Below are 11,005 nucleotides of genomic sequence, written 5' to 3'. Positions count from 1 at the left end.
GTTGATAGGCCGGATCTGGAAGCACCGCAAGGTGTGGAGGTGACCGGTACTAATAGGCCGAGGGCTTGTCCTCAGTTGCTCGCGTCCACTGTGTTGGTTCTGAAACCACGAACAACCCCATGTGCCACACATGGTGCGGTTGACAGTTTCATAGTGTTTCGGTGGTCATAGCGTAGGGGAAACGCCCGGTTACATTCCGAACCCGGAAGCTAAGCCTTACAGCGCCGATGGTACTGCAGGGGGGACCCTGTGGGAGAGTAGGACGCCGCCGAACTCCTTTTAGAGCTCTGGCTCTTGGGCGAACAGCCCAAGAGCCAGAGCTTTTTTGCGTTGGGGTAAGGTCGGGGAGCATCATTGGTTCGTTTCTTCCAGGAGGCCCCCGCGTGGAGGTCCAGGAGACCCGCGTGCAGACCGACCGGGTCCTCACCATCCCGAACATCCTCAGCATGGCGCGTCTCGCCGGCGTGCCTCTCTTCCTGTGGCTGATCCTCCGGCCCGAGTTCGGCGGCCCGGAGAGCGACGGCTGGGCGCTGTTGGTGCTGGCTCTGAGCGGAGTCAGTGACTACCTGGACGGAAAGCTCGCACGGCGTTGGAACCAGATCAGCAGCCTCGGCCGGCTCCTGGACCCCGCGGCCGACCGGCTCTACATCCTGTCGACCCTGGTGGGACTCACCTGGCGGGAGATCCTTCCGCTCTGGTTGACCCTTGTACTGCTTGCGCGCGAAGCGGTCCTGCTGGTGATGGTGGGCATCCTCCGCCGCCACGGCTATCCGCCGCCGCAGGTGAACTTCCTCGGGAAGGCCGCCACGTTCAACCTCATGTACGCCTTCCCCCTGCTTCTGCTCAGTGACGGCAGCGGGTGGATCGCGTCACTCGCCGCTGTTTTCGGATGGGCGTTCGCCGGATGGGGTACAACCCTCTATTGGTGGGCAGGTGTTCTCTACGTGGTTCAGGTCCGCCGCTTGGTCCGTGCGGACACCACGGCCGATTGAACTCGTCCCTTGCGCGGCCGCCCTGGCCGGATGGCCCGTGCTGCAAAAGTGCGCGATCCTGGACGGGGGAAGTCGGCTAAACCGTCATCTCTTGGAGGAGGACGCTTCCGACATGAAGGCCGTCGTGATGGCCGGAGGGGAAGGCACACGCCTTCGCCCGATGACCTCGAGCATGCCCAAGCCGCTCCTGCCGGTGGCCAACCGGCCGATCATGGAGCACGTTCTGAGGCTGCTCAAAAGGCATGGGCTCAACGAGACCGTCGTCACCGTGCAGTTCCTGGCCTCTCTGGTCAAGAACTACTTCGGTGACGGTGAAGAGCTCGGAATGGAGCTCACCTATGCCAATGAGGAGAAGCCACTCGGTACCGCCGGAAGCGTCAAGAACGCCGAGGAGGCGTTGAAGGACGATGCCTTCCTCGTTATTTCCGGTGATGCCCTGACCGACTTCGACCTCACCGACCTGATCAACTTCCACAAGGAAAAGGGCGCGCTCGTCACCGTGTGTCTGACACGCGTGCCCAACCCGTTGGAATTCGGCATCACCATCGTCGACGAAGAGGGCAAGGTCGAGCGCTTCCTCGAGAAGCCGACCTGGGGCCAGGTCTTCTCGGACACCGTGAACACCGGTATCTACGTCATGGAGCCCGAGGTCTTCGACTACGTCGACCCCGATGTGCCCGTCGACTGGTCGGGCGACGTCTTCCCGCAGCTGATGAAGGAAGGCAAGCCCGTCTACGGCTACGTCGCCGAGGGCTACTGGGAGGACGTCGGCACCCACGAGAGCTACGTCAAGGCCCAGGCCGACGTCCTCGAGGGCAAGGTCGACGTCGACATCGACGGCTTCGAGATCTCTCCCGGTGTATGGGTGGCGGAGGGCGCGGAGGTGCACCCCGACGCCGTGCTGCGCGGCCCCCTCTACATCGGCGACTACGCCAAGGTCGAAGCCGGCGCCGAGATCCGCGAGCACACGGTCGTGGGGTCCAACGTCGTCGTCAAGAGCGGCGCCTTCCTGCACAAGGCCGTCGTCCACGACAACGTGTACGTCGGGCCGCACAGCAACCTGCGGGGCTGCGTGGTCGGCAAGAACACCGACATCATGCGCGCCGCGCGGATCGAGGACGGCGCCGTCATCGGCGACGAGTGCCTGGTCGGTGAAGAATCGATCGTCCAGGGCAACGTGCGGGTGTACCCGTTCAAGACGGTCGAGGCCGGTGCCTTCGTCAACACCTCGGTCATCTGGGAGTCGCGGGGGCAGGCCCATCTCTTCGGCGCCCGCGGGGTGTCCGGCATCCTCAACGTGGAGATCACGCCGGAGCTGGCCGTGCGGCTGGCCGGCGCCTATGCGACCACGCTGAAGAAGGGCTCCACCGTCACCACGGCCCGTGACCACTCCCGCGGCGCGCGTGCGCTGAAGCGGGCGGTGATCTCCGCGTTGCAGGCCAGCGCCATCGACGTACGCGACCTGGAGAACGTACCGCTGCCGGTGGCGCGGCAGCAGACCGCTCGCGGCAGTGCCGGCGGGATCATGATCCGCACCACGCCCGGGGTGCCGGACTCCGTGGACATCATGTTCTTCGACGGGCAGGGCGCCGACCTCTCGCAGGGCAGCCAGCGGAAGCTGGACCGGGTGTTCGCGCGGCAGGAGTACCGGCGGGCGTTCCCCGGCGAGATCGGGGACCTGCACTTCCCGTCCAGCGTCTTCGACTCGTACACCGGGTCGCTGCTGCGGAACGTCGACACCACCGGGATCGCCGAGTCCGGACTCAAGGTGGTCGTGGACGCCTCCAACGGCAGCGCCGGGCTGGTCCTGCCGAGCCTGCTCGGCAAGCTCGGCGTCGACTCGCTGACCATCAACCCCGGACTCGACGAGTCCAGGCCGACCGAGTCGGAGGACATGCGGCGGTCGGGGCTGGTGCGCCTCGGGGAGATCGTGGCGTCGTCGCGGGCCGCGTTCGGCGTGCGGTTCGACCCGGTCGGTGAGCGGCTCTCGCTCGTCGACGAGAAGGGCCGCATCATCGAGGACGACCGGGCCCTGCTGGTCATGCTCGACCTCATCGCCGCCGAACGGCGCAGCGGCAGGGTCGCGCTGCCGGTGACGACCACCAGGATCGCCGAGCAGGTGGCGGCGTACCACGGAACCCAGGTCGAGTGGACGACGACCTCGCCGGACGACCTCACGCGGGTCGGTGGTGAGGAAGGCACGATCTTCGGCGGTGACGGCAAGGGCGGCTTCATCGTCCCGGAATTCAGCAGTGTCTACGACGGCACGGCGGCGTTCGTGCGGCTCATCGGTCTGGTGGCGCGGACGCAGCTCACGCTCAGCCAGATCGACGCGCGGATTCCGCGGGCGCACGTCCTCAAGCGCGACCTGGCCACCCCCTGGGCCGTCAAGGGGCTGGTGATGCGGCGGGTCGTCGAGGCGGCCGGAGACCGCTTCGTGGACACCACCGACGGCGTCCGCGTGGTGGAGACCGACGGACGCTGGGTGATGGTGCTGCCGGACCCGGCCGAAGCCGTCACCCACCTGTGGGCCGAGGGCCCCGACGACGCCTCGGCGCAGGCGCTGCTCGACGAGTGGTCCGCGGTGGTGGACAGCGCGGGCCGGTAGAACACTCCGCACGCGTGCGTGCCGGACAAGTGTCCCCAAAGGGGCCTGTCCGGCACGCCGGTGGGGCCATTCGGAGGTAGTGGCCGTGGCGTGCGACGATGTGCGGCATGCCGCAGCAACCCCCCGTTCGGAGCACAGCCACGCGGCCCGCACGCCCGGACGCGTCCATGTCGTTGCTCACCAACGTGATGGACCACAGTCTCGACGACGGATACGCCGAAGCCGCCGCGCGGAAGAAGGCCGAGGGCGCCGGCGGCATGCCCCGCACACTCCGCGCCAAGCTCGCCCTGGCGGCAGGGCTCGTGCTCGCCGCCCTGGTGGTCACGGTCGGAGCGGCGCAGGCACGCGTCGCGGCCCCCGTCGTCGCCAAGGAGCGGGAGGAGCTGATCGACCGCATCGAGGAGGAGACCTCTGCGGCCGACGAGCTCGAGAAGAACGTCGACGAGCTGCGCGACGAGGTGAGCGCGCGGCAGCGCGAGGTGCTGGCGAAGAGCGGCGACGGCGAGCGGACCGACCTGGTGGGCGTCCTGGCCGGCGCGGTCGAAGTGCACGGTCCCGGCGTGAAGCTCGTGGTGGACGACGCCAAGGAGGTCGGCGCAGGCGTCGACGGTCGGCCGCGCGGCACCTCCGGATTCTCCGACACCGGCCGGGTGCGCGACCGGGACATGCAGCGCGTGGTCAACGGGCTGTGGGAGTCGGGGGCCGAGGCCATCTCCATCAACGGACAGCGGCTGACCGCGCTGTCGGCCATCCGTGCCGCGGGGGACGCGATACTGGTCGACAACAGACCGCTCGTGCCGCCGTACACGGTGCTCGCGGTGGGGGACGGCAAGCAGCTCAGCAGCAGGTTCCAGGACAGCGCGGACGGGCTTTACCTGCATGCCCTCCAGGAGAGCTACGGCATCCGGACGGCCCTCTCCACGGAGGACGGGCTCCGGCTTCCGGCCGCACCGAGCGTGATCGTACGTACAGCACAACCGATATCCGAGAAGGGCACATCGTGATCGCCGTACTGGGCCTCGTCGTGGGAGTCGTGGCCGGCCTCTTGGTCCGGCCCGAGGTGCCGGCGGCCGTCGAGCCTTATCTGCCGATCGCCGTCGTGGCGGCGCTCGACGCCGTCTTCGGCGGTCTGCGGGCCATGCTCGACGGCATCTTCGACGACAAGGTCTTCGTGGTGTCGTTCCTGTCGAACGTGGTCGTGGCCGCGCTGATCGTGTTCCTGGGCGACAAGCTGGGTGTGGGTGCCCAGCTGTCCACCGGTGTCGTGGTCGTCCTCGGCATCCGCATCTTCTCCAACGCCGCGGCGATCCGTCGGCACGTGTTCCGGGCGTGAGGCCGATGAGCGATCACGACGAACAGCCCGCGCACAGGCTGCGCAGGGAACTGCCCGAGGAGGTGCCGGCCGCCGGCCCGCCCGCCGGAGGCGCCCCGCAGGAGGACGGGACGCGGCCGCGGCCCGGGCTCACCGGCCGGCAGCGGCTGGTGAAGGGGCTGTGGCCACCACGCGTCACCCGGGCCCAACTGATCGTCGCGCTGCTGTTGTTCGGCCTGGGATTCGGCCTCGCGGTCCAGGTCGCGTCGAACAGCGACAGCGACAGTGCGCTGCGCGGCGCCCGGCAGGAGGATCTCGTACGCATCCTCGATGAACTGGACGACCGGACTCAGCGTCTTGAAGACGAGAAGCAGGGCCTCGAGAAGCAGCGCGACGAGCTGGAGAACAGCTCGGACCAGGCCGAGGAGGCCCGCAAGCAGACGCTGGAGAAGGAGCGGCAACTCGGCATCCTGGCGGGCACGGTGGCCGCGCAGGGGCCCGGCATCACGGTGACCATCGAGGACACGAAGGGAGCGGTCGAGGCGGACATGCTGCTCGACGCGGTCCAGGAACTGCGCGCGGCGGGAGCGGAGGCGATCCAGGTGAACGGGGTCCGGATCGTCGCGGGCACCTACCTCGCCGATGCCGACGAGAGCGTGAGCGTCGACGGGAACAAGATCAACGCGCCCTATCGTTTCCAGGTCATCGGCAAGCCGCAGGACCTGGAACCGGCGCTCAACATCCCTGGAGGCGTGGTGCAGACTCTGGAGAAGGAACAGGCCACCGTTACTGTTGAGCGGTCGAGCAAGATCGTCGTGGACGCCTTGCGAGCGACGAAGCGGCCTGACTACGCTCGGTCGTCCTCGCGGTGAACCGGCGGTGCATGGGGGGTATGCGGCGAGGGCATGAGGTTGCGGGGGGTCGGCGCACCGTTTGGGTGGTGCGTGGTGGAAACTGTCTGGTGGAAACGGACGTTGTGAAGGTGTCCGGGTCGGCCAGTACGTTCAGTCAGGGTTCGTCCTGCCCCACGGGCGGGTCTGTTTCGGTCAAGGGGAATCGCCCGTGAAGTTGTTTGCGAAATTGTTCGGCAAGAGCGCGCGAGAGGGCAGCGACAACGCGACCGCCCGCCATCGCGCACAGCCTGACGCAGAGGGTCCGCGCCCGATGTTCCGGGACCAGGTGGCTGGTCCGGGCGGTGGCATTTCCGGTGGTCAGGGCGCGCCGTCTGTTGACCCTGCGCAGTCCGGCGACATAGGTTTCGGACAACCGTCAACCTCAGGTGCGGGTGGAGGGTTTTCCCCCGGCCCGTACGCGTCGAATGCCCCGGCGGGGCAGCCGCGGCAGGAGGATCCGTCCATGTCGGCCCTGGTCTGCACGAGGTGCGGTAACCGCAACGCGGAGAACAGCCGCTTCTGCTCCAACTGCGGCGCCCCGCTGCGCCCCGGGGCGGTTCCGGAGCGTGCGTCCGAGACGACCTCGACGATCTCCATCTCCGGCCTGGAGGCGTACGACGCCGAAATGACCGGTCAGACGGCGGTGCCGGCGCTCTCTCCCGAGGCGCAGGCTGCCGTGGACGCGCTGCCCCTGGGCTCGGCGCTCCTGGTCGTGCGCCGTGGCCCGAACTCCGGCAGCCGCTTCCTGCTGGACGGCGAGCTGACCACGGCCGGGCGCCATCCGCAGAGCGACATCTTCCTGGACGACGTGACGGTCTCGCGCCGGCACGTGGAGTTCCGCCGCGGTCCGGACGGCTCGTTCACGGTCGCCGACGTCGGCAGCCTGAACGGCACGTACGTCAACCGCGAGCGGATCGACCAGGTCGCGCTGTCGAACGGCGACGAGGTGCAGATCGGCAAGTACCGGCTGGTCTTCTACGCGAGCCAGCGGGGCTACTGACCGAACCCGGACTTGTTCCGGGGGAGACCCAGGGAAGGTCCATGCTTCGAACACCGAGCGGCGGTGCCGTGCCCGGCGCCGCCGCCCCGGACAGCGGGCTGATGAGTATCGGCTCGGTGCTGAACACGCTGCGCGACGAGTTCCCCGACATCACCATCTCCAAGATCCGCTTCCTGGAGTCGGAGGGGCTGGTCGAGCCGCAGCGTACCCCTGCGGGGTACCGCAAGTTCAGTGCGAACGACGTCGAGCGCCTCGGCCATGTCCTGCGCATGCAGAGGGACCACTACCTGCCGCTCAAGGTGATCCGCGAGCATCTGGACGCCATGGAGCGCGGTGAGGCGGTGCGGCTGCCGGCCCTGGGCCGGCAGCGGGACGGGGAAGCCGTGCCGGAGCCCGACGAGGGACCCACGGCGGCCCGGATCGGACGGGACGAGCTGCTCGCCGCCGCCGGTATCGGGGAGCAGGAGCTGGCGGAGTGGGAGTCGTACGGGCTCGTCGCTCCACTGGCCGACGGGGCGTACGACGCCGAGGCGGTCACCGTGGCCTCGCTCGTGGTCCAGCTGGGCCGGTTCGGGATCGAGCCACGGCACCTGCGGCTGATGAAGGCCGCCGCCGACCGGGAGGCCGGGCTGGTGGACCAGGTGGTGGCTCCGCTCAGGCGGCACCGCAACCCGCAGACCAGGGCGCATGCCGAGGCCCGTACCAAGGAGCTGGCCGGGCTGGCGGTGAAGCTGCACGCGGCACTGGTGCAGACGGCTCTCGGGGTGCGGCTGCCCTGAAACGGAGCGTCGCCGGGCACCCGGATCGCCCACCTGTTCCTGGCCCGACTACCCAAACGTCCCGGGCACGGCCTAGGGTTGCTGTGTGAACGAGCTCGATGTCGTAGGTGTCCGGGTCGAGATGCCCTCCAACCAACCGATCGTGCTGCTGCGCGAAGTGGGAGGCGACCGCTACCTCCCCATCTGGATCGGGCCGGGGGAGGCGACGGCGATCGCCTTCGCCCAGCAGGGCATGGCCCCCGCGCGGCCGCTGACCCACGACCTGTTCAAGGACGTGCTGGAGGCCGTCGGCCAGGAGCTCACGGAAGTACGCATCACGGACCTGCGTGAGGGGGTCTTCTACGCCGAGCTGGTCTTCGCCAGCGGCGTCGAGGTGAGCGCCCGGCCGTCCGACGCCATAGCGCTCGCGCTGCGCACCGGGACGCCGATCTACGGCAGCGACACGGTGCTCGACGACGCCGGCATCGCCATCCCGGACGAGCAGGAGGACGAGGTGGAGAAGTTCCGCGAGTTCCTCGACCAGATCTCGCCGGAGGACTTCGGCACCAGCAACCAGTAGTCACGCACACGGGCCGGCGACGGCACGACAGCGTCGTACGGCCCCTTCCGGACACATTCGGCTACCTTTTCCCCGTGACGGGGTACGCGAAACCACTCTTAGGGTGATTATCACCCGGCGTGCCGAGTGTGGCGATCGTTGACGCACCCTTGGTGACTGCCTACCGTCGAGGAGGCAGGTCAAGGACGGAGGTCGGCGTGAGAATGAGCGGCGACGGTACGGCTGGGGGTGGCCCCGGGCGCGGCCTCGGGGTGGGTGGCTCGTACTCTTCCCCGAGCCCTCGGCTCCGCTCGAGCGGGGGGTATCCCCAGCACGGCAGCGCGGCCGATCACGCTCCGCAGCGGCCGGCGGCCGTGCCGAGCAGCGGAGGGGCGACGTCCATGGCGTCCGAGCAGATCGGCTACCGCGGGCCGACGGCCTGCGCCGCCGCAGGCATCACCTACCGGCAGCTCGACTACTGGGCCCGTACGGGCCTCGTCGAGCCCAGCGTGCGGCCCGCCCACGGGTCCGGCACCCAGCGCCTCTACAGCTTCCGCGACGTCGTCGTGCTGAAGATCGTCAAGCGGTTCCTCGACACCGGGGTGTCGCTGCAGAACATCCGCACCGCCGTCCAGCACCTCAGGGAACGGGGCTTTCGTGACCTGGAGCGCATGACGCTGATGAGCGACGGCGCCACGGTCCACGAATGCACCTCGCCCGACGAGGTGCACGCCCTGCTCCAGGGCGGTCAGGGCATCTTCGGGATCGCCGTCGGCGTGGTGTGGCGGGACGTGGAGAGCGCGTTGTCCCAGTTGCACGGGGAGCGGATCGACACGGGGGAGACCCTGGTCGGGCCCAACCCCGCGGACGAACTGGCGCGGCGCCGCAACCGGGCGGTCTGAACACCGCGGCGGGCGGGGCGTTGTCAGTGGCGTAGGGCAGCATCAAAGACGTGAGAACCGCGCCCACGATCCTGCATCTCGACATGGACGCCTTCTTCGCCTCGGTGGAGCAGGCATCCAAGCCGAGCCTGCGCGGGAAGGCCGTCGTCGTCGGCGGGCTCGGGCCGCGGGGAGTGGTCGCCACGGCCTCCTACGAGGCGCGGGTCTTCGGCGTCCGCTCGGCGATGCCCATGGGCCAGGCCCGGCGGCTCGCTCCCCACGCCGCCTATCTCGTCCCGCGCTTCGAGCTGTACCGGTCGATCAGCGGGCAGGTGATGCGGCTGCTGCGGGCCCTGTCGCCGTTGGTCGAGCCGCTGAGCCTGGACGAGGCGTTCGTGGACCTGGAGGCCGGTGGCGCGGCCTGGGACGCGGCGTCGGCGCGACTGGCCGGGGCGAAGCTGCGCGCGGACATCCGGGCCGTCACCGGCCTCACCGGTTCCGTCGGTCTGGCCGCCTCCAAGATGCTCGCCAAGATCGCCTCGGAGGAGGCCAAGCCGGACGGGCTGGTGCTCATCGATCCCGGGACCGAGCGGGCCATGCTCGGCCCGAAGTCCGTCCGGATCCTCCCCGGGGTGGGACCGGCGACGGGTGACCATCTGCGGAGGGCCGGGATCACGACGGTCGAGGAGCTCGCCGAGGCGGGCGAGGACGAGCTGGTGCGGCTGCTCGGCAAGGCCCACGGGCACGCCCTGTACGCGATGGCGCTGGCGCGTGACGACCGTCCCGTGGTGTCCGAGCGGGAGACCAAGTCGGTGTCGGTCGAGGACACGTACGACGTGGACATCCACGACCGCCTGCGGGTCGGTGTGGAGGTGGCACGGCTCGCCGACCGGTGCGTGCGGCGGCTGCGCACGGCCGGGCTGTCCGGCCGGACCATCGTGCTCAAGGTGCGGCGGTACGACTTCTCCACGCTGACGCGCTCGGAGACCCTGCGCGGGCCCACGGACGACCCGGCGGTGGTGCGGGAGGCGGCGGCCCGGCTGCTGGACTCGGTGGACACCACGGGCGGTGTGCGGCTGCTGGGGGTCGGCGTCAGCGGGCTCGCCGACTACACGCAGGAGGACCTGTTCGCGCAGGCGGCGGGGGAGCGGGCCGAGGAGCTCCCGGAGGAGCCGGACGACGGGCCCGCCGAGGAGCACCGGCAGGCGCCGGCCGAGCGCCGATGGCCCTCGGGGCACGACGTACGGCACACGGAGCTCGGGCACGGATGGGTGCAGGGCAGCGGCCTGGGACGGGTCACGGTGCGCTTCGAGACGCCGTACTCCGGGCCCGGCCGGGTACGGACCTTCTCCGTCGACGATCCGCGGCTGGCGCCGGCCGAGCCGCTGCCGCTGGTGGTGTCCGCGCCGCGAGACCCCGGGGAGGGCGGGGTGACGGCCTCCGCCGGAGAGGGAGCCGCACACCCTCCGGCCGCCGAGGCCGCCGAGCAGAGGGGTGCGAGGGCGGCCCCGTGAGCCGTTCACCGGGAGGCGGGGCCTCAGTTCTCCTCGTTGCCCGTGCCCGCCAGCTTGCCGAAGTCGTGGTCCGGGAGCGGGGGAGCGGCGGCCACGTCGAGGCCGTAGTGGTGGTAGAGCTGGAGTTCCTGTTCCGGCGAGAGGTGGCGGCCGACGCCGAAGTCGGGGGCCTCCTTGATCAGGGTCCGGTCGAAGGGCACGCGCAGGGCGCCGTCGACCAGTTCGCTGGGCTCCAGGGGCACGAAGGCGTCCCTGCTGAAGAGGCCGGTGCGGATGGCCGCCCACTCGGGGACGCCGGTGGCGTCGTCGAGGTAGACCTCGTCGACGGTGCCGATCCTGGCTCCGTTGCGGTCGAACGCCTTGCGTCCTATCAGACTGCGCGGATCGATGTCGGTACGCACGGGCCCTCCACTTGGTCGCACTCCGGTCGCAAACCATCCGGCGAATCATCCACCAGTACTACAAAAGGGCACATTGGGGAGAGTGGC

At 69.5% G+C, this 11,005-nt stretch carries 10 protein-coding genes, 1 rRNA gene and 1 pseudogene; 11 read left to right on the top strand and 1 reads right to left on the bottom strand.

The features are described from left to right. Window positions 1–157: 157 nt before the first annotated feature. From rrf to ACZ4V6_RS12150, 11 genes and pseudogenes are all read left to right on the top strand, one after another. Window positions 158–274 (top strand): 5S ribosomal RNA (rrf, locus tag ACZ4V6_RS12200). 109 nt (window positions 275–383) lie between these two features. Next, a complete protein-coding gene (locus ACZ4V6_RS12195) occupies window positions 384–992 on the top strand; it encodes a CDP-alcohol phosphatidyltransferase family protein (protein WP_467825576.1) in 609 nt (202 codons plus the stop codon). 112 nt (window positions 993–1,104) lie between these two features. Then, window positions 1,105–3,600, top strand: coding sequence for a sugar phosphate nucleotidyltransferase (locus tag ACZ4V6_RS12190; RefSeq protein WP_467825574.1), 2,496 nt, complete (start codon window positions 1,105–1,107; stop codon window positions 3,598–3,600). A 167-nt stretch (window positions 3,601–3,767) separates the two neighbouring features. After that, a complete protein-coding gene (locus ACZ4V6_RS12185; protein ID WP_467825571.1) occupies window positions 3,768–4,604 on the top strand; it encodes a DUF881 domain-containing protein in 837 nt (278 codons plus the stop codon). Further along, the gene (locus tag ACZ4V6_RS12180; protein ID WP_003977440.1) at window positions 4,601–4,933 is read left to right on the top strand and encodes a small basic family protein; all 333 of its coding nucleotides are present in this window, start codon (window positions 4,601–4,603) and stop codon (window positions 4,931–4,933) included. Before ACZ4V6_RS12185 ends, ACZ4V6_RS12180 begins: the two co-directional genes overlap by 4 nt. 5 nt (window positions 4,934–4,938) lie before the next feature. Further along, window positions 4,939–5,784 (top strand): DUF881 domain-containing protein, encoded by an 846-nt coding sequence (locus tag ACZ4V6_RS12175; RefSeq protein WP_467825568.1) that lies wholly within the window; start codon window positions 4,939–4,941, stop codon window positions 5,782–5,784. A gap of 61 nt (window positions 5,785–5,845) precedes the next feature. Then, window positions 5,846–6,805 (top strand): FHA domain-containing protein, encoded by a 960-nt coding sequence (locus tag ACZ4V6_RS12170; protein WP_467825566.1) that lies wholly within the window; start codon window positions 5,846–5,848, stop codon window positions 6,803–6,805. A gap of 41 nt (window positions 6,806–6,846) precedes the next feature. Continuing rightward, window positions 6,847–7,584: a transcriptional regulator FtsR gene (gene ftsR, locus ACZ4V6_RS12165; RefSeq protein ID WP_467825563.1), complete on the top strand. Its 738-nt coding sequence runs from the start codon at window positions 6,847–6,849 to the stop codon at window positions 7,582–7,584. A gap of 85 nt (window positions 7,585–7,669) precedes the next feature. After that, window positions 7,670–8,143 (top strand): bifunctional nuclease family protein, encoded by a 474-nt coding sequence (locus tag ACZ4V6_RS12160; protein WP_004934251.1) that lies wholly within the window; start codon window positions 7,670–7,672, stop codon window positions 8,141–8,143. A 197-nt stretch (window positions 8,144–8,340) separates the two neighbouring features. Further along, window positions 8,341–9,024 (top strand): MerR family transcriptional regulator, encoded by a 684-nt coding sequence (locus ACZ4V6_RS12155; protein WP_467825560.1) that lies wholly within the window; start codon window positions 8,341–8,343, stop codon window positions 9,022–9,024. 50 nt (window positions 9,025–9,074) lie between these two features. After that, a pseudogene (locus ACZ4V6_RS12150) lies at window positions 9,075–10,625 on the top strand (DNA polymerase IV). Here ACZ4V6_RS12150 and ACZ4V6_RS12145 read toward each other — a convergent pair. Then, the gene (locus tag ACZ4V6_RS12145) at window positions 10,541–10,918 is read right to left on the bottom strand and encodes a PRC-barrel domain-containing protein (protein ID WP_467825557.1); all 378 of its coding nucleotides are present in this window, start codon (window positions 10,916–10,918) and stop codon (window positions 10,541–10,543) included. The pseudogene ACZ4V6_RS12150 and the gene ACZ4V6_RS12145 overlap by 85 nt on opposite strands. Between the last annotated feature and the right edge of the window lie 87 nt (window positions 10,919–11,005).

The sequence above is a fragment of the Streptomyces sp. NPDC029152 genome (assembly GCF_055564355.1).
This window is presented reverse-complemented; position numbering and strand designations above follow the sequence as displayed.

Excerpts from the sequence above, each read along its gene's own strand:
- ftsR (WP_467825563.1), top strand. The coding sequence starts at position 6,847 with ATGCTTCGAACACCGAGCGGCGGTGCCGTGCCCGGCGCCGCCGCCCCG.
- ACZ4V6_RS12185 (WP_467825571.1), top strand. The coding sequence starts at position 3,768 with ATGTCGTTGCTCACCAACGTGATGGACCACAGTCTCGACGACGGATAC.
- ACZ4V6_RS12190 (WP_467825574.1), top strand. The coding sequence starts at position 1,105 with ATGAAGGCCGTCGTGATGGCCGGAGGGGAAGGCACACGCCTTCGCCCG.
- ACZ4V6_RS12175 (WP_467825568.1), top strand. The coding sequence starts at position 4,939 with ATGAGCGATCACGACGAACAGCCCGCGCACAGGCTGCGCAGGGAACTG.